A 16,903-nucleotide genomic window follows, 5' to 3' on the forward strand; every position below is an offset into this window, starting at 1 on the left:
GTTGGTGCCGTTGGCGGGGGCCTACACCTACGCCCGGTTCGCCTCCGGATTCCGGGGCAGCCGCACGGTCGACGTCCTGGCCACCCCGGGATTCCTCGACGGTGAGCCACTGGCGGAGTCGGGGGAGGTGCTGGCCCAGGTGCAGACCGAACGGGTCCTGGCCAGAACCGGGGACGACCCGTTCGTCCTGGTCGGATACTCCTCGGGAGGGCTGCTCGCCCTGGCGATGGCCGCGTTGCTGAGTGAACGCGGCGCGCCGGTGCGGTCGGTCGCTCTGCTGGACACGTATCTGCCCCCGCCGGACCGGATGGACGAGTTCGTCACCGCGCTGATGCGCGGCATGACGGACCGCCGCGACGTGGTGCGGGGCCTGACCGGTACCGGACTGTCGGCGATGGCATGGAACTGCGACCTGTTCGCGCGGTGGTCCGCGGCGCCGCTGCCCGTGCCTGTGCTGTCCGTACGGGCCGACGTCCCCCTGCTGGCCGGTGACGGCTCCGCGCCGGTCGTCGCGGAGGCCGATATCCGCACCACGGACGGTGATCACTACACCCTGATGGAGGAGCACGCTTCCCGTACGGCCGCCCTGGTGGCCGAGTGGCTGACCGAGGCCGGGCACAGGGTGGTGTGAGGCCCGAAGGCCGCTTCGGCCGGTCGACAACCCCCGGTGGCGTGCGGCTGCCCCCTCGTGCCGCGGCACATCGGCGCGGCGCGCGCCCCGGGGCGGCTCCGCCACCGGCGGACCCGAACCCCTGGGGAAAGCCCTGGCGTTTGCTGATTCGCCGACGTTATGCCCGCGGCGAACCGGAAGATGTGAGTCAGGCCGTTCCCGCGGGCGTCCGCGTGCGCGAGCCGACAGCCTGCCGGGCACCATACCGGCGGGCGTGACCGTCCCCTGGGAAAGCGGCGCACACATGTCGGACGACCTTGGCAATATCGATCTCAACATCCTCATCGCCCTGGACGCTCTGCTGGCCGAACGCAGTGTGACCAGGGCGGCCGAGCGGGTCTTCGTGGGACAGCCGGCGATGAGCGCCTCTCTCGCCCGGCTGAGGAGCCATTTCGGGGATCCGCTGCTCGTGCGGCAGGGGCGGGGGATGACGCTGACCCCCTTGGCCGAGTCGCTGGTGCGGCCGACGCAGGAGGCCCTCGCGGCGGTCCAGGCCGTCATGGGCGCGAGCAGGACGTTCGATCCCGCCGACGGCCCTCCCCGCACGTTCACCGTGATCGCCAGCGACTACGCCCAGGCGGTGCTGATCTGGCCCATTCTGCGCAAAGTGGAGGCGAAGTCGTTGAACATCCGCATCAACGTCTTCCCCGCGCAAGCCGACTTCGTCGACCAGCTCCGCCGGGGACAGTGCGATCTGCTGATCTGGCCGACCAGTCTGGCCCAGAATCTGTCCGGCTTCTTCAGCGAGACGCTGTTCACCGACGAGTTCGTGGTGGCCGTCGACGAGAACCACCCCGGGGTGGGCGACACCATCACCGTCGAGGAGATGCGACGGCTGCCGTTTCTCGGGTGAACGGGCCGATGACCTCCATCGTGGAGTCCTACTTCGACCGCCTCGGCGCCCGGCTCCGGGTCGCCGCCGACATCGGGGGTTTCGCCATGGCCCCCATGTGGTGCCCGGGACCCGGCTGGTCACCGTGTTGCAGGGACTCCTCGCGCGTGAGACCGAGGGGACGGGGCTCAAGACGATGCCGCTACCGGTGCCCATGACCACGCTGACCGAGGCCATGTACTGGCATCCCCGTAACAACCAGGACGCGGCCCACCGCTGGCTTCGGCACCAGATCCTGGAGGTCTCCGCGGGCCTCAGACTCTGACCCGGCGCGGCGTGGCCCGACGAGCGGCTCAGGCATCTTCGGACAGTGATTCCTTGCCCGTCTCCGGTGCCCATGCCCAGCAGATGAGCCCGCCGACGGCGAGAACGGCGACGCATCCGCCGAGGGCGATGTCGATGCCGTACGCGTCCACGACGGGCGGGGATCGCGCTGACGGCGAGCATGTACCGCCACGACTCGCCGCCTACCTGGGTGAGCAGGAAGCCGACGAGGTAGGCCACGACATAGCCGGCGGCCCAGGCCACGGCGAGCAGGCTCATGAGGCGGCCGCGGGACTGCCGGGGAGAGTGCTCCGTGACCAGGGCCGCCGGTCCCGGCGACGGCGACGCGGATGTGGAAGCGGGTCAAGGGGGCGTCGTCGTAGGCGACCGGACGGTTCGTCTGCACGATCTGGTCAGTCATGGCACGCTCCGTTTCCCGCCGCGGAGGCGCGGGTCCGGTCGCGGAGGCGGGCGGTCGCCGTCTCGTAGCCGCTCGTGTTAGCCGCGGGGGGCTCCGGCCCCGGTACCGATCGCGGTCGCTCCCAGCGGCACCGTGTGCATGGACGCCACGGCCGCGTGCAGGCTGCCGGCGGTGCGGCGGAGGGCCGCGGCCTGGGCGCGGTGGGACTGGCCCGCGGTGAGGGTGACCGCGTCCCGCAGACAGGTCCTGCTGAGGTGCACCGTCTCTTCGAACTCTTCCCCCTTCGCCTCGAGCGTGCGGGCGAGCTCCTCCAGCGCGGCGATCGGGCGCTCCGCGAGGTCCATGACCGTCAGCGCCATCGCGGTGGAATAGCTGTCATTGGTCGACTGGGAGGCGTTGACGTGATCGTTCGGATGGACGGGACAGCCGGCCAGCTGCGAGGCCCGGGCGGCGATGACCTCGTTGACGTTCATGTTGGTCGTCGTCCCGCCGCCGCCCAGGACGAGCGCGGACGGAAACTGCTCGGCGTGCTCGCCGGAGACGATCTCGCGGCATGCCGCGACGATGGCGTCTCGCCGCTCCGGGTCCAGAACACCCACGGCGTGGTTGGCCTGAGCCGCGGCCTGCTTGACGAGCACGTAGTTGCGGACGAACGCGGAGATCTGTCCGAAGGTCCGGCCAGGCGCCGGAACGTTCCCCAGGGAGAGCCTTGTCTGTTCGCCGTAGAGCGGGGGCGCTGTCGCGGCGTCGGTCGTGGTGGGAGGCACTGGACCGTCCGAAGGCGGTGGCCCCAGCGGCGAGCACACCGTGAGTGAGCTCGCCCGCTCCGTCGGCCGTGAGCGCAGCCAGGTCTCGCGCATGCTGCACGCGCTGCAGCGCGGCGGACTGGTCGAGCAGAACGCCGAAAGCAGGGCGTATCGGCTCAGCTGGTCCTTGCTGATCCTCGCCGCCGGGGCCGGCGACACCCCGCTGCTGCACGCCGCGCGGCCCGTGCTGCAGACGCTGGTGTCCCGGAAGGGTGAAGTCGCCCTTCTCTCCGTGCAGCAGGGAAACCGCTCGCTGACCGTACTCAGAGAAGAGTCCCACCAGTCCTTGCGCGCGGGCGGATGGGTCGGACGCAGCTCCCCGATGCACTGCACCGCCTCCGGGCGGGCGCTGCTGTTCGACAGCGATGACGCGCTGGTCGAGGAGCTGACGGCCAACGATCTCACCGCGCCGATGTCGGCTCTCGCCGCCCCGGCCACGCTGAGCGAGCTTCTCGAGCGTCTGCGCGCCGAGCGAGCGCGGGGCTACGCCGTCGCCAGTGAGGAGGCCGAGGCCGGCCTCACCTCGGTGGGCGTACCGGTACGCGACCGCAACGACTCGATCATCGCGGTCGTGAACGTTTCCGGCCCCACCTCGCGACTCGTTCACCGGGTGGAGGACATCGCCAAACCACTGAAGTCGGCGAGCGCCGCGATCCGCAGGAACATCGGGCTGCCCGCGCCCCAGCGCCGACATGGCAGGTGGCCGGCTTGGGGCGGCCGAGCCAATTAGCAGATCGGTCCTCGACCGCGCAATCCGTGTGACGCCGACGGCGGCGAATTCGCTTGTGGTGCCCAGGGCCATGGCGAGGGGCCACGGCCGATTCTACGGTTCCGGCCACGTCTGGTGCTTCCGGCGCACAGCGACGCGTCGGCGGCCTCAGGAACACCGGGAGCGCATCGACCGAAGGAGCCTTCCATGACAGTCCCCCCACGCCACGTACCGCCACGGAGCCGATGGAGCCGCATCGCGGCCCGGCTCCTCCCCGTCACCGCCCTCGTGCTCGGAGCCGTTCTCGCCGGGCCCGCGCCCGCCGCGAACGCCGCGGTCACCCTCACGAAGGTGAGCAACTTCGGCTCCAACCCTGGGGCGTTGAACATGTACGTGTACAAGCCGGCGTCGCTGCCCGCGAACGCGCCCGTGGTCATCGCGCTCCACGGGTGCACACAGAGCGCCCAGGTCTACGCCGACAACTCAGGACTGCCCGAGCTCGCGGACCGCGACAAGTTCGTCCTGGTGCTCGCGGAAACCACCTCGTTGAACAACCTCACCAAGTGCTTCAACTGGTTCCAGGCCGGCGACAATCGGCGTGACCAGGGCGAGGCCCTGTCGATTCGACAGATGGCCGGCCACGCCGTGTCGGCATATGGCGGGGACTCCAAGCGGGTCTACATCACCGGACTGTCCGCCGGCGGTGCCATGACCTCGGTCATGCTCGCCACCTACCCCGATGTCTTCTCCGCCGGCGCGGTCGTCGCGGGCCTGCCCTACAACTGCACCAAGAACAGCAGCCCTTACCTGTGCATGAACCCCGGGCTCGACCTCGGTCCGGACGAGTGGGCCCAGCGGGTGCGCGACGCGTACCCGTCGTACCAGGGACCGTGGCCGCGGGCCGCCATCTGGTACGGCGACCGCGACACGACGGTCGTGCCGCGCAACGCCACCGAACTGCGCGATCAGTGGACGGCATTGCACGGGCTGTCCCAGACGCCCACCCGCACCTCCAGCATCGGTCCCAATGCCACCCAGCACGACGAGTACGTGGCATCCGACGGCACGGTGGCCGTGGAGGTCAACAAGGTCCCCGGCATCAGCCACGGCACGCCGGTCGACCCCGGCACCGGCGCCGAACAATGCGGCAGCACCGGCGCCCCGTACTTCCTGGACTCGATCTGCTCCAGCTACTGGATCACCAAGTTCTTCGGTCTCGGCGGCTAGGGGCACGGTCGCCGACAGCGGCCGCTCCCGCTCGCACACTCGCGGCTTTCGTGCTCGGCGAGGCGAAACGGCCCGTCATGGTGTCCGGCACCCCTGTCGGAGCCGCCGCCATGGCGGGCCCACATATGTCCTGTGGGGTGACCGCGCCCTAGCCTCCGGTTCGTCCACCACTCGACTCGGAGGAGAATCGGATGTCTCCAGCCCGCACGGCCTCCGCCCCACCCCGCGGACGGCCCGGACGGCGTGCCGCTCTCGGAGTACGGTCGCTCGTGGGCGCCTGTGCGCTCGTCGTCGCATCGGTCGCGGCGGTGCCCGCGGCCGGCGCGGAGGGGGCACCGGGCGGCCGCTGCCCCGGATCCGCCCTGCCGCACGTACCGGGTGCGGCCCACCAACAGGCCGACTGCCTGGGCGAGTTGACCACAGCCGGAACGGTGGCCTCGGGCCACACCGATCCGGCCGACTTCGCGGGACTCACCCCCAAGGATCTGCCCACACCGAGCGGCGTTCCCGGGCTCCAGATCGACGGCTACTTCCCCGACACCTCGACCACCAACACCAACCACGGCTGGAACCACGACGCGCAGTTCGTCATCCGGCTGCCCGACCACTGGAACGGCGGTCTGGTGGTATCCGGCACACCGGCCAACCGCGAGCAGTACGCCAACGACCGCGCGATCTCCGACTGGGTGCTCTCCCGCGGCTACGCCTTCGCCGCCACCGACAAGGGCAACACCGGCCCCGCCTTCTACCGCGACGGCCGCAGACCCGGTGACGCCGTCGCCGAGTGGAACAAGCGCGTCACCCAGCTCACGCGCGCGGCCCGGGCCGTCGTCACCCAGCGGTATCACCGGCCGCCCGTCCGCACCCTCGCCACCGGCCTGTCCAACGGCGGCTACCTGGTGCGCTGGCAGCTGGAGAACCACCCCGAGCTGTACGACGGGGGAGTGGACTGGGAGGGCACTCTGTGGCGCACCGACGGCCCCAACCCGCTCACCTTCCTGCCGCCCGCGCTGCGCGCATACCCCGCCTACGCCGCCGGCGGGGCCGGAGCCGAGGACGCCTGGAAGGCCATGCGCAAGGCCGGCTACCCGGCGGGCTCGGAGTTTCTGTGGCCGTACCACCACCAGGTCTACTGGGACCTGACCCAGCGCATCTACCGCGAGGAAGCCGACCCGGACTTCGACGGAGCGACCGAGGCGGGCACTCCCTACTGCGCCCCGGGCGCCCCCGGCTGTGACGCCGACTACGACTACGCCACCCGGCCGCCCGCGGTCCACCGCGCCGTCGACCGCATCGCACTGACCGGACGCATCGGCAAACCGCTGATCACCCTGCACGGCACGCTCGACGCGCTGCTGCCCATCAGCAAGGATTCGGACGTCTACGCCCGCATGGTGCACCAGGCCGGTCGTGGCGCCCTGCTGCGCTACTACCGTATCGAGGACGGCACCCACGTCGACTCCCTCGTCGACGCCCACCCCGACAAGCTCCGCCCGATCGTCCCCTGCCACCGCTCCGCCTTCGCGGCACTGGAACAGTGGCTGTCCGGAAAGGGCCGCCCCCGGCGGACCACACCGTTCAGCGCCCGGCCGACGCGGATCAGGCGACACTGCTCACGAGCTGCCCGCTGGACTAGCGGAGGCGGCGGTGTCCGTCAGCCGAACCAGGTGCCCTGGAGTACCACGATGCGCTCGCCGCGTACGTCGGTGAGACAGGTGAGCATGAGATGGCCCTGGGCCTCGGTGCGCAGCCCGGGGCTGGAACCCAGCCTCGGCGCCTGCCCCGGGTGGCAGTTCATCGAGAAGACCGTCCGGGTCGGCTTCCCAGTGCCAGTCAGCCACCGGCGACCTCTCGGTGCGCGGCCCGTACGATCTCCCCTGCCTCGCGGATGGCGCGGGCCCGCACCCCCGCGTCCTCGCTGTCCATGGCGGCCTCGGCCGCGTGCGGAACTCCGGCAAGCGGGGGGGCACCACTGTGGCCACGGCCTGGCGCAACGCGGGAAGAGTGAGGGCAGGCATGGGGATCAGCGGACCGTCATTCTCGGTATGTGGCACTGTCATGGTCAGCCCCTTCCCCTGGCCTCGTGCGGGTCTCGCGTCAGGCTATCGCTCATCCATATCGCCGGCCTCCTTGAAGGACAGCGCTGGTCATTCACACCGTCGCAGACATTGCCGCGACACTCATATCGCTGCCGCGCGACTCGAACGTGACCATCCCGAAGTCGCGCGGCTCCGAGTCCGGGGACATCAAGGGCCCGCTGGGCGACAACAAGCTGATGTTTCTTCGCCATGCAGGACGTCACCGGCAACGACGGCAAGTCGATGAACATGCTGGTCTCCGGCAGCGTCGGCGGCAACCTCCAGTGGGACAAGGCCAAGGTCGAACAGCTTGTGCAAGAGCTCAAGAACGACGAGCCGGTTACCGTGACCGACACCCGGTGAACCCCGCCGGGCGGCGGCCGGACGGTCTGCTGCCCGTACTCCGGAGCCGCCGCCGGGCCCTCGGCCGGCAGCGGCTCCGGCCCCGGTTCACCGCCGGGCCCTTCAGCCGCGGAACGGCCCCGTCACCTCATAGGTGATACCGCCTGACGAACTGCCGCTGGTGCCGCGCTGGCTGGAGAAGTACAGCCGCCTGCCGTCCGGCGAGAACGCCGGGCCGGTGATCTCCGAACCCGACTGGCCGTCGACGCGCAGGAACGGGGCCACCACGTCGTCCGGGGTGATGACACAGATCTCCATGTTCCCGCCGTCCTCGGCCACGAACAGATCGCCGGAGGCGGCCCCGGTGACGTTGTCCACACCGGTCAGCGGGGCCGTGCCGCCGGTCACCAGCGAATCGTCATAGGCCAGTTCGATCGTCTGGGCGGCCGCGTCGTACTGCCACACCCGGTTGTCGCCCTTGGTGGTGAACCAGCAGGTGTCGTTCGCGTAGTAGCACCCTTCGCCGCCGTTGAACCGCTTGGCCCCGGCCACCTGGTTGCGGGTGGCGGTGGCGCCGGTCGGATCCGGTACGGTCGCCCAGGTGACGGGGCCACTGGTGCCCGAACCGGCGACCATGACTTCCAGCCTGCCGGAGGACAGGTCGCCCCATGTCGTCGGCGTGAAACGGTAGAAGCAGCCGTCCGTGACGTCCTCGGTCAGGTAGAGGGTCCGGCGGACGGGATCGGCCGACGCCGCCTCGTGCTTGAAACGCCCCATCGCGTCGCGTCGCACCGCGGCCTTCACGCCCCATGGGTCGGTCTCGTACACGTAGCCGCGGTCGACCTCCTCACAGGACAGCCAGGTGTTCCACGGGGTCTTGCCTCCCGCGCAGTTCTGCCGGGTACCGGAGAGGACGCGGTAGGCGCCGGTGACCGCCCCGGTCGAGGAGAACCTCACCGCGCTCGCCCCGCCCGACGGGTTGATCTCCGAGTTGGAGACGTAGATCCAGCCGCTGCCGTCGGCGTAACAGGCCCCGCCGTCCGGGGCGTCGTGCCAGGTGTACGAGGTGCCGGCGACCGTCTGCCGCGAACGGGCGATGACCCGGCTGCTGAATCCGGCGGGAAGCCGTACGCGATTGGCGTCCGGCGAACCGAGCGCCCCGTACGGGCCGGCGCCCGGCTGCGCCGGTGCGGCGTACGCGGCGCCGCGCCACAAGGTTCCGCCGAAAGCTGCCGAGGAGCCGCCGATGACGGCGGCACGCAGGAGGGTGCGACGTTTCACTCTGGCTCCCATGAGTGTCGTGACCGTTCCCCGCCGCCGGTAGACGGCGGGGTCCCACGGTCATGGACTCTAGACAGGCAGCCGGTAGGCGGAATTGACGGGATTTGGACAACATATGGCGCGGACGTGGAGTGTCCGGCGGCCAGTGGCGGCGGCTCGTGTGGTCAGGGGCTATACATCGGTTGGCTGGTGCCCTTCATCGCCTCGAAGTCGCTGAACGGATCCAACTCACCTGCGAATATGGGGAATTCTGAAGTCTGATACGTCGGAGGTCTTCCCCTGGGGCTCATGCGGCCTGCACCATGCCGGGTAGTTCACCACCGGAGATGGGAGGCACATACGTGACCCCAACGACAGGGAACGGGATCTCTCGCAGAGGTGTGATCGGCTCGGCGGCCGTAGCCGGCTCGGCGGTGGCGCTCGGGGCCGCGGGCCCGCTGGGCGGATCCGGCACCGCCTGGGCAGCCCCCCGGGGGGCCGACGAGGCGGGAAGCCTGTCCGAACGGCTGGCCAGGGCCGCCGCCCTGCGGTGGCGGCGGATGCCCGGCGACTGGAAGGACGGCCCCTTCCTCGGCAATGGTCTGCTCGGGGCGAACGTCTACCGGGGTGCCACGGCCAACTCCGTGAAAGTGATGGTCAGCCACTATCACGTACAGGACCAGCGACCCCAGTGGGCTGCCACATACGGCTACTCACGGCTGCCCATCGGCCACTTCGACCTCACCCTCGCCGGAGAGGTGACCGATGTCGACTGGACACTCGACCTCTGGGACGCCGAGCTGACCGGCACCGTCACCACCACCCGGGGCAGCGTCCGCTTCTCGATGCTGGTGCACAACGCCCGTAGCGCGCTGCTGATCTCCACCCGGCCGAGCGCGGGCGAGGAGAGCGCCGCCTGGTCGTTCACCTGGATGCCCGCCGCCTCGCCCCGGACCAAGGGCAAGCCCGCCGACTACACGGGCAACCCCGACCCCCGCACCGGCTCCGCGGGCGCCACCCACTACGTCGAACAGCCACTGATCGCCGGCGGCGGGTGGGCCACCGCCTGGCGCGAACGCCGCGTCGGCACCGGAAGGTTGCTCGCCGCGCACATCGTCTACCGCTACCCGGACGACCTCGCGAAAACCACCGAACTCGCCGTGGCCGAGGTGGCGCGCACCCTGGCCGAGGGCCCGGACGAGCTGGTGCGCGCGCACCGCGGCTGGTGGAACCGCTTCTACCGGCGCAGCCTGCTCTCCGTGCCCGACAAGCGGATTCAGGACTTCTACTGGATCCAGCTCTACAAGGCCGCCTGCGCCACCCGCGCCGGAGGACCCTCGATGTCCGAGTGGGGACCCTGGTACCCGGAGACCGGGGGGAGTTGGACCGCGGTCTGGTGGAACCTCAACGTCCAGATCGCCACCTGGCTGATCCAGGGCTCCAACCACCTCGAACTCGACTCCGTCACCTCCACCTTCAAGGACTTCGAGAAGAACCTGCCGCTGTCCCTCCCGCCCGAGATCCCGAACGAGCAGATCTACGCCCTGTCCCACCCCTCCGACTGGACGCTGCGCCCCGGCGCCCACACCGTCGGCGTCCCGGGCACCTCCACCAAGACCGACAACAACGGCAACCTCTCCTGGGCCATGCACAACGTCTGGCTCAGCTACCGCCACACCATGGACATCCGCATTGTGCGCGACGTCCTCTACCCGATCCTCGTCAAAGCGGTGAACTACTACGACCACTTCCTCTACGAGGGGGGCGACGGCAAGCTGCATCTGCCGCTCACCCGGTCCCCGGAGTACGCGGACGCGGTGGACTGCACCTACGACCTCTCCCTGCTCCGCTGGGGCTGTGCGACGCTCCTGGACTGTCTGCGCATCCTCCGCACCGACAATCCGCGCGCCGGGCGCTGGCGGGAGATCCTGCGGCGTCTGGTCGACTACCCGCGCGACGCGACCGGCGTCACGATCGGCGCCGGCACACCACTGGCCGACTCCCACCGCCACTTCTCCCACATGCTGTGGCTGTACCCGCTCCACGAGCTCACCTGGGACCGGCCGGCCGACCGGGACATCATGCGGACCACGTTCGACCACTGGACCGAGGACCGCGGCCTCTGGGCGGGGTACAGCTACGCGGCGGCCTCCTCGATGGCGTCGCGGATGGGACGGCCCGAGGACGCCCTCGACTTCCTCACCACCTTCACCGGGAACCTCTTCGACGAGTCCTACATGGACTGCTACATGACCGCGAACACCATGTACGCGGAGGACACCAACCTCGGCATCGAGAGCCCTCTGAGCACGGCCCAGTCGATCCTCGACATGGGTATACAGAGCCATGGCGGCGTCGTTCGGGTCTTCCCCTCCGTGTCACGGCGCTGGCCGGACGTCTCGTTCCAGGCCCTGCGCGCCCAGGGCGCGTTCCTCGTCGACGCGGACCGCGCCGGCGGCAGGACCCGGTGGGTGCGGGTCCACAGCGAGGCGGGTGCGCCGCTGGTGCTGCAACACGGCATCGCCGGTGCCATCGACGTACGGGACGAGCACGGCCGCCGGCTGCGGTACCGGGAGACCGGACCCGGACGTATCGAGATCCCGCTCGGCCGGGAGGAGACGGCCGTCGTCGCCCCGCGCGGCGCCCACCCGGATCTGCGACCGCGCGACGTACCGGCCATCGGCGACGCGAAGCCGTGGGGGCTGCCGGACTGAACCGGGCTCCCCTCCCAGCGGCCCGGGGCGACGCCTCATGCCCCGGGTCCGCTGACCGCCGAGCCGCGTGTCAGGTGAGAAGCCACATGTAGGACGAGGTGAGGCCCGAGGCCAGCCAGAACGATCCCGAGGCGATCCCGATGATGATCAGTACCGCCAGCGTGCTGTCTATCTTCTCCACCCGCGGGGACGGACGCCGGGGCTCCAGGTCATGTGAACTCACCCGTCCACCATATATGGCAAGAAGTGGGTGTGTGTGGCGGCTTTTTGAGGACTCCGACGAGGCGAAGTGATCGGAGCCCGAATCGACCGGCGGCGTCCGGGCATCGTCCCGGGCCCTTCGTCGCAAAACCCGCCGACGCCGATACGGGTACCGGCGTCGGCGGGGAGGCCGTGAGGGAGACCTGAGCGGCTGCGCGATCGCGCGACCGGGCCGGAGTGCTAACCGAGGTTCCACCTGCCCACGCGCTCCTCGTCGAAGCCGGTCGCGTCCATCTGGTAGGTCACGGCCGTGATCTTCGCGTCCTCCGGTACTTCGAAGATGACCCACCCGGTGGCCCGCTCGCCCGGCTGGAGGATCAGGGAGAGGTCCAGGGACTCGCCGACGGTGGGGGACCCGGGCTTGCCGAAGTACCCCTTGCCCGTCGAGTCGATGACCTTCGCGCCGTTGTACCCGCTGTCGTGGTAGGTGCCCGTGCCCGTGCCGACGATCGTGAAGTCCGCCGCGACCAGGCGTTTCCCGGGGGGAGCCTTGAAGTAGGCGACCTCCGCCTGGGCGCGGTCCACGTACCTCTTCAGCGTGAAGTCGGCCCGGACCGTGCCCTTGGTGTCCAGATTGCCGGGGAGTCCCTCCAGCGCGAGAGTGTCGCCGAGCTTGCCGACCGGCGCCGCCGCGCTGCTGGGCGCGGCGTCCGGCGCCTGCTCGCCGCCGGGTTCGGCGGGGCCGCTGGGGCCGGTGTTCTTCGTGGGCCCGCCCTTGCCGATGCCTATGTCCGAACCGCCGCATGCCACAAGGGTGGCGGTGAGTGTGACGACCGCCGCGGCGGCCGCGATGGAACGGTGCATGGAATCCCCCGTACATCCCGTTGAAGATCGGTCCGGCGACGAGTGGAATCCTCGTACACCACGGCGTACGTGGAGTGCCGGTCGTGTAACCGAACGGCATCAAAGGGCTCGGGGCCCCGGCGCGGCCGTCAGTCGGACCGCGAACGGTCCCCATCGGACCTGACGTGGTCCGCCTCCTCCAGGACGGTGACCAGTCCGCCTCCATCAAGGGGTTCGCCACACGCGGCGCAGACGACCCGCGTCTCCACATCGGCGCCGCACGTGTGCAGGAACCGCGGTGCGGGCGGCGAGTCCGGCAGATGCCGGATACCCCATTCCCGGAGCCCGATCAGCACCGGCTCCAGGGCCTGTCCCGCGGCCGTCAGGTGGTACTCGAAGCGGGGAGGGCGGTCCTGGTACCGGCGGCGCTCCAGGATCCCCGCGGCCTCCAGGGATCTCAGCCGCTTGGTGAGGACGTCCCGCGGTGCTCCGGTGTTGGCGCGGATGTCGGCGTAGCGCCGGACGCCCATGAATGCCTCGCGCAGCACCAGAAGCGACCAGCGCTCTCCTACGAGGTCGAGGGTCCCGGCGATGGGGCAGGCACGTGGCTGGACATCGGTCATGTTGCGATTCTAGTCGGTTTGTTTTCCAAACTCACTACGTCTAGCATCGACGCTGTCCACGTGCGGAGGCCCTCGATGAACCACAAGCCCGCCGGAACCGGCCCACTCCTCGTGACGATCTTCGTCTTCCCCGGGGTCCGGTTGCTGGATGTGACCGGTCCGATCGAGGTGTTCGCCTCGGCGAACGAATTCGGCGGCCGCTACCGGCTGAACGTGGTGTCGGCCGACGGCAACGAGGTGACGACGTCGGCGGGCACCCGCCTCGGCGCCGATATGGCCGTCGAGGACGTGCACGAGACCAGCGATGTGCTGGTGATCCCAGGAGGTCCGGGCTGGGATCAGGCGATCAGGGACGATGCGCTGCTGGACATCGTGCGCAGGCTCGACGCGCACTCTCGTCGCACGGCTTCCGTGTGCACCGGCACCTTCCTGCTGGCCGCCGCCGGACTTCTGGACGGCCGCCGTGCCGCCACCCACTGGCGGCACTCACGGCAGCTCGCCCTGCGTTTCCCCACCGTCCACGTCAAGCCCGACGCGATCTTCGTCCAGGACGGCAGGATGATGAGCTCGGCCGGAGCCAGCGCGGGCATCGACCTCTCACTGGCGCTCGTGGAAGAGCACTGGGGGGCCGAAGTGGCGCGCGACGTGGCCAAGGACATGGTGGTCTTCATGCAACGGCCCGGCGGACAGTCCCAGTTCAGCGTTCGCGCCCGTGCTCCGCACACGCGCCAGGAGATGCTGCGCCGGGTGCTGGACGCCATCGCGGAGGACCCCGGCGCCGACCACACACTGTCCGCCATGGCACGCCGGGCCGGCGTCAGCTCCCGCCAGGTGACCCGGCTCTTCTGCGACGAGGTGGGCACGACACCGGCCCGGTACGTGGAGCAGATCCGGCTGGAAGCGGCGCAGGCGATGCTGGAGACCGGCGACGATCCCATGGCCGTGATCGCCCGCCGCACCGGATTCGGCTCCCCGAGTCGCTGCGCAGAGCGTTCGTACGGAATCTCAAGGTGACTCCGGGCGCGTTCCGGGCGCGGTTCCACACCACCGGAGTGGCGGACGCCGAGGCACCAGCGGCGCTGGCCGGGTCGGCACTCGGAGCGGACGCAGGCAGCACCGTGACCGGCCCTCGGGACGCGTGAGCCCAGGCGCATGCCTGCGGCGCGGCGATGTCACGGCCGGGTACGGAATCCTCACCCCGGGCGAGGGCTCTCCCCATCCAGTCCCGATGTGAGGGTGTTGTGGCGCGTGCAGGTATGCGGCAGGCACGAGAGGCCGCCATAGCCTCGTGAGGCCAACGGGTCGACGGACTTGGCCGCGACCCGGATCTGTCGGGCTCGGGCCACCCGGCCGGCCGGTTCACGACGGTGATCCCCAAGACGCGAAAAGAGGCGTTCCACGCCGTGACACCCCACCCCAGCAGTGCCCGAGCCATCCCGACCGAGCGCGAGGTGGACCCGGGGCTTCCCGCGCTCGGAACCCCCGTGCCCACGGCGAACACAACAGGCCGTCGGCTGCTCGGCCCCAGTTGGTTCGCGGCCGTCATGGGCACCGGCATCGTCGCCAACGCGGCGGTCGCCCTGCCCCGCGGCTTCCCCGGACTGCGGGGCGCCGCCACGGTGGTCTGGTGGGGGGCCGGTCTGCTGCTCGTCGTCCTGGCGGTCGGCTACGTCCGGCAGCGGGCACTGCGATTGCACGCCGCCGATCCGATGCATGTGCAATTCTTCGGCGCGCCGGCCGTGGCGCTGCTCACGGTGGGCGCCGGGGCGCTGCAACTGGGCCCGCCGGTGATCGGGGCGCGGGCCGCACTGGACGTGGACCGCGTGCTGTGGTCGCTCGGTACCGCACTCGGCCTCGCCACCGCCTGTGCGGTGCCATACCTGATGGTCACCCGGCATCGCTTCGCACCGGACGCGGCGTTCGGTGGCTGGCTGATGCCCGTGGTGCCGCCCTTGGTCTCCGCCACGACGGGCGCGCTGCTGGTCCCGCATACGCCTGCCGGCCAGCCGCGGCTGGCCCTGCTGCTGGGCTGTTGCGCGATGTTCGGACTCGGCCTGGTGGCGGCGCTCCTGGTGCTGGCCATGGTCTACAGCCGCCTGGTGCACCATGACGCGCCCACGGGGGCGATGGTGCCCACGGTGTGGATCGGCCTGGGGGCGCTGGGCCAGATCGTGACCGGGCTGGGCGCGCTGGCCACGGCGGCGCCGGGCGCGCTGCCCGCGCCGTACGTGCGGGGCGCGGCAGTCCTCGCGCTGCTGGGCGGTGTCGGGGTCTGGGGCTTCGCCTTGCTGTGGCTGGTACTCGCCGCGGCGCTGACCCTGCGGGAACTCCGTGCGGGGCTGCCCTTCGCGCCCACTTGGTGGTCTTTCATCTTCCCGCTCGGCGCCTTCGTCACCGGCACCGCCGCCCTCGCCGCCCGTACCGGCTCACCCCTGTTCACCTGGCCCGCCGTCGTCCTCTACGCGCTGCTCGTCGCCGCCTGGGCCGCGGTCGCCTGCCGCTCCCTGGGCCACGCCGCAGCGCACGCGGGACGGCCGAAGAGCCGGGCGTAATCCGGTGCCGGTCGCGGTGCCGGTCGCGGTGCCGCTCAACGGAAAGTCATCGCACAGGTCTTGACCTCCTCCACACGCCGCCCGCAGAGTGCTCGGTAATGCGCATAGGTAATGCGCATTACCAATCGGCGGGGAGAGGGAATCACGCGTGGAGCAGTCGAGGAAGCGGGCGAAGCCGGGGCGCAATCCCGGCTCGGTCGGCCGTACGTCACGCCCGCGGCAGGCGGAGGTGGCCCAGCTCGCCGGAGTCTCACAGGCCACGGTCTCGCTGGTGCTGTCGGCCCGCACGGACGGCAAGGCGGCGACGATCTCCGAGGAGACCCGGCAGCGCGTCCTCGACGCCGCCCGCAGCCTCGGGTACGTGCACGACCCGGCCGCGCGGCGGCTGGCCGCCGCCCGCAACAACCTCCTCGGCGTCTTCAGCTTCACCGCGACGTTCCCGACGGACGTGCAGCACTCGTACTACCCGTTCCTCGTCGGCGTCGAGCAGGAGGCGGCCGCCCGCGGCTATGACCTGGTGCTCTTCACCGGCTCGAGCGCGGGCGGGCCGGACGCGCTCAGCCGGGTGCGCCTGGCCGACGGCTGCCTCTTCCTCGGCCGCCACGCGCCGGGCGCCGAGCTCAAGCGGCTGGTGGCCGACGGGTTCCCGGTGGTCCACCTGGGCCGCCGCGAGGAACTGGAGGGGCTGGCCTGGGTCGGCGCCGACTACGTCAGCGCCAGCCGCGCCGTCGTGGAGCATCTGGCGGCACTGGGTCACCGGCGCATCGTCCTGGTGCGCGAGGACGACGACGCCCCGGCGTCCACGGACCGTCAGCGCGGCTTTGTGGAGGGGCTGGCGGCCGTCGGCGGCGACGCGGGCCCGGAGGCGGTGCTGCGCTGCGCCGACCCGGCGGGCGAGGTGACGGCGGAGCGGGTGCGCGCACTGGTCGAGGACGGGGTGACGGCGTTCGTCGCGGAGGAGACGGACACCGGTGCGGCCTGGCGCGCGCTGGACGCCGCCGTCCGGGAGGCGGGGCTCGGCTGCCCCGGGGACGTCTCGCTCGGGCTGCTCGGCGCCCCGCCACCGGACCTGGCCACGGCACCCGTGCCCATGGGATTCGACGTGCCCCGGCACCAGCTCGGCGCCGCCGCCGTCCGGCTCTTCGCCGCCATGGTGGCCGGCGAGGGGACCCACGAACCCCTGGTGACCTGCGCGTTCCGTACCGGCGAGACGGCGGGTCCGCCCGGCCGGCGGCCATGACGCCCTCTGACGCACACCGCGGTTCGCACACCGCGGTTCGGATACGACCCCAAGGAGCAGC

The 16,903-nt window shown here is 70.9% G+C and carries 15 protein-coding genes and 4 pseudogenes; 11 read left to right on the forward strand and 8 right to left on the reverse strand.

All coding sequences use genetic code 11. The annotated features are described in order from the left end of the window. Positions 1 to 4: 4 nt before the first annotated feature. From BLV72_RS36925 to BLV72_RS36935, 3 genes are all read left to right on the forward strand, one after another. Positions 5 to 631 carry an alpha/beta fold hydrolase gene (locus BLV72_RS36925; RefSeq protein ID WP_244321479.1) on the forward strand — a complete coding sequence of 209 codons (627 nt, stop codon included), beginning with the start codon at positions 5 to 7 and terminating at the stop codon, positions 629 to 631. Between the two features lie 283 nt (positions 632 to 914). After that, entirely contained in the window at positions 915 to 1,523 is a 609-nt protein-coding gene (locus BLV72_RS48355; protein WP_093467857.1) for a LysR family transcriptional regulator, read from the forward strand. 97 nt (positions 1,524 to 1,620) lie between these two features. After that, the gene (locus tag BLV72_RS36935) at positions 1,621 to 1,827 is read left to right on the forward strand and encodes a type 2 periplasmic-binding domain-containing protein (RefSeq protein WP_093467859.1); all 207 of its coding nucleotides are present in this window, start codon (positions 1,621 to 1,623) and stop codon (positions 1,825 to 1,827) included. A gap of 28 nt (positions 1,828 to 1,855) precedes the next feature. Here BLV72_RS36935 and BLV72_RS51230 read toward each other — a convergent pair whose 3' ends face one another. From BLV72_RS51230 to BLV72_RS36940, 3 genes and pseudogenes are all read right to left on the reverse strand, one after another. Continuing rightward, positions 1,856 to 1,978, reverse strand: coding sequence for a hypothetical protein (locus tag BLV72_RS51230; RefSeq protein ID WP_280143032.1), 123 nt, complete (start codon positions 1,976 to 1,978; stop codon positions 1,856 to 1,858). Positions 1,979 to 2,042: 64 nt separating this feature from the next. Next, a pseudogene (locus tag BLV72_RS52205) lies at positions 2,043 to 2,105 on the reverse strand (hypothetical protein); the annotation flags it as partial. 219 nt (positions 2,106 to 2,324) lie between these two features. After that, a complete protein-coding gene (locus BLV72_RS36940) occupies positions 2,325 to 3,014 on the reverse strand; it encodes a lyase family protein (protein WP_244321195.1) in 690 nt (229 codons plus the stop codon). A 40-nt stretch (positions 3,015 to 3,054) separates the two neighbouring features. Between BLV72_RS36940 and BLV72_RS36945 the strand changes: the two genes are divergently transcribed. The 3 genes and pseudogenes from BLV72_RS36945 (at position 3,055) to BLV72_RS36955 (ending at position 6,625) form a co-directional block, all read left to right on the forward strand. After that, the gene (locus BLV72_RS36945; protein WP_244321196.1) at positions 3,055 to 3,783 is read left to right on the forward strand and encodes an IclR family transcriptional regulator; all 729 of its coding nucleotides are present in this window, start codon (positions 3,055 to 3,057) and stop codon (positions 3,781 to 3,783) included. Between the two features lie 186 nt (positions 3,784 to 3,969). Then, positions 3,970 to 4,986: pseudogene (locus BLV72_RS36950) on the forward strand (extracellular catalytic domain type 1 short-chain-length polyhydroxyalkanoate depolymerase); the annotation flags it as partial. A 194-nt stretch (positions 4,987 to 5,180) separates the two neighbouring features. Continuing rightward, positions 5,181 to 6,625: pseudogene (locus tag BLV72_RS36955) on the forward strand (3-hydroxybutyrate oligomer hydrolase family protein). Positions 6,626 to 6,643: 18 nt separating this feature from the next. Here BLV72_RS36955 and BLV72_RS48360 read toward each other — a convergent pair. After that, on the reverse strand, positions 6,644 to 6,787 hold the full coding sequence (locus BLV72_RS48360; protein WP_167746470.1) for a hypothetical protein: 144 nt from the start codon (positions 6,785 to 6,787) through the stop codon (positions 6,644 to 6,646). A 481-nt stretch (positions 6,788 to 7,268) separates the two neighbouring features. Between BLV72_RS48360 and BLV72_RS46920 the strand changes: the two are divergent. Then, positions 7,269 to 7,430 (forward strand): annotated as a pseudogene (locus BLV72_RS46920) (LCP family protein); the annotation flags it as partial. Positions 7,431 to 7,532: 102 nt separating this feature from the next. Here BLV72_RS46920 and BLV72_RS36960 read toward each other — a convergent pair. After that, positions 7,533 to 8,690, reverse strand: a complete 1,158-nt coding sequence (locus tag BLV72_RS36960) for an alkaline phosphatase PhoX (protein WP_093467862.1) — start codon at positions 8,688 to 8,690, stop codon at positions 7,533 to 7,535. Positions 8,691 to 9,031: 341 nt separating this feature from the next. Here BLV72_RS36960 and BLV72_RS36965 point away from each other — a divergent pair, with 341 nt between their 5' ends. After that, complete coding sequence (locus BLV72_RS36965; RefSeq protein ID WP_342030698.1) at positions 9,032 to 11,383, forward strand: glycosyl hydrolase family 95 catalytic domain-containing protein; 2,352 nt, start codon at positions 9,032 to 9,034, stop codon at positions 11,381 to 11,383. A 70-nt stretch (positions 11,384 to 11,453) separates the two neighbouring features. On the opposite strand, the gene BLV72_RS48365 is transcribed toward BLV72_RS36965, so the two are convergent. The 3 genes from BLV72_RS48365 to BLV72_RS36975 form a co-directional block, all read right to left on the reverse strand. Beyond that, positions 11,454 to 11,606 carry a hypothetical protein gene (locus tag BLV72_RS48365; RefSeq protein WP_014057504.1) on the reverse strand — a complete coding sequence of 51 codons (153 nt, stop codon included), beginning with the start codon at positions 11,604 to 11,606 and terminating at the stop codon, positions 11,454 to 11,456. Between the two features lie 218 nt (positions 11,607 to 11,824). Beyond that, positions 11,825 to 12,448 (reverse strand): hypothetical protein, encoded by a 624-nt coding sequence (locus tag BLV72_RS36970; protein WP_093467865.1) that lies wholly within the window; start codon positions 12,446 to 12,448, stop codon positions 11,825 to 11,827. Between the two features lie 128 nt (positions 12,449 to 12,576). After that, on the reverse strand, positions 12,577 to 13,050 hold the full coding sequence (locus BLV72_RS36975) for a winged helix-turn-helix transcriptional regulator (RefSeq protein WP_093467866.1): 474 nt from the start codon (positions 13,048 to 13,050) through the stop codon (positions 12,577 to 12,579). 75 nt (positions 13,051 to 13,125) lie between these two features. On the opposite strand from BLV72_RS36975, the gene BLV72_RS36980 reads away from it, so the two are divergent. The 3 genes from BLV72_RS36980 (at position 13,126) to BLV72_RS36990 (ending at position 16,842) form a co-directional block, all read left to right on the forward strand. After that, complete coding sequence (locus BLV72_RS36980) at positions 13,126 to 14,064, forward strand: GlxA family transcriptional regulator (protein ID WP_342030699.1); 939 nt, start codon at positions 13,126 to 13,128, stop codon at positions 14,062 to 14,064. Positions 14,065 to 14,453: 389 nt separating this feature from the next. Next, positions 14,454 to 15,602: a TDT family transporter gene (locus tag BLV72_RS36985; RefSeq protein ID WP_244321197.1), complete on the forward strand. Its 1,149-nt coding sequence runs from the start codon at positions 14,454 to 14,456 to the stop codon at positions 15,600 to 15,602. Between the two features lie 148 nt (positions 15,603 to 15,750). Then, positions 15,751 to 16,842 carry a LacI family DNA-binding transcriptional regulator gene (locus BLV72_RS36990; protein ID WP_208905848.1) on the forward strand — a complete coding sequence of 364 codons (1,092 nt, stop codon included), beginning with the start codon at positions 15,751 to 15,753 and terminating at the stop codon, positions 16,840 to 16,842. Positions 16,843 to 16,903 lie beyond the last annotated feature (61 nt).

It is taken from the genome of Streptomyces melanosporofaciens (assembly GCF_900105695.1).
GTDB lineage: Bacteria > Actinomycetota > Actinomycetes > Streptomycetales > Streptomycetaceae > Streptomyces > Streptomyces antimycoticus.

What these genes read in the sequence shown, in the direction of transcription:
- BLV72_RS36980 (WP_342030699.1), top strand. Translation starts at nt 13,126, where the DNA reads ATGAACCACAAGCCCGCCGGAACCGGCCCACTCCTCGTGACGATCTTC.
- BLV72_RS48355 (WP_093467857.1), top strand. Translation starts at nt 915, where the DNA reads ATGTCGGACGACCTTGGCAATATCGATCTCAACATCCTCATCGCCCTG.
- BLV72_RS48360 (WP_167746470.1), bottom strand. Translation starts at nt 6,787, where the DNA reads ATGAACTGCCACCCGGGGCAGGCGCCGAGGCTGGGTTCCAGCCCCGGG.
- BLV72_RS36970 (WP_093467865.1), bottom strand. Translation starts at nt 12,448, where the DNA reads ATGCACCGTTCCATCGCGGCCGCCGCGGCGGTCGTCACACTCACCGCC.
- BLV72_RS36975 (WP_093467866.1), bottom strand. Translation starts at nt 13,050, where the DNA reads ATGACCGATGTCCAGCCACGTGCCTGCCCCATCGCCGGGACCCTCGAC.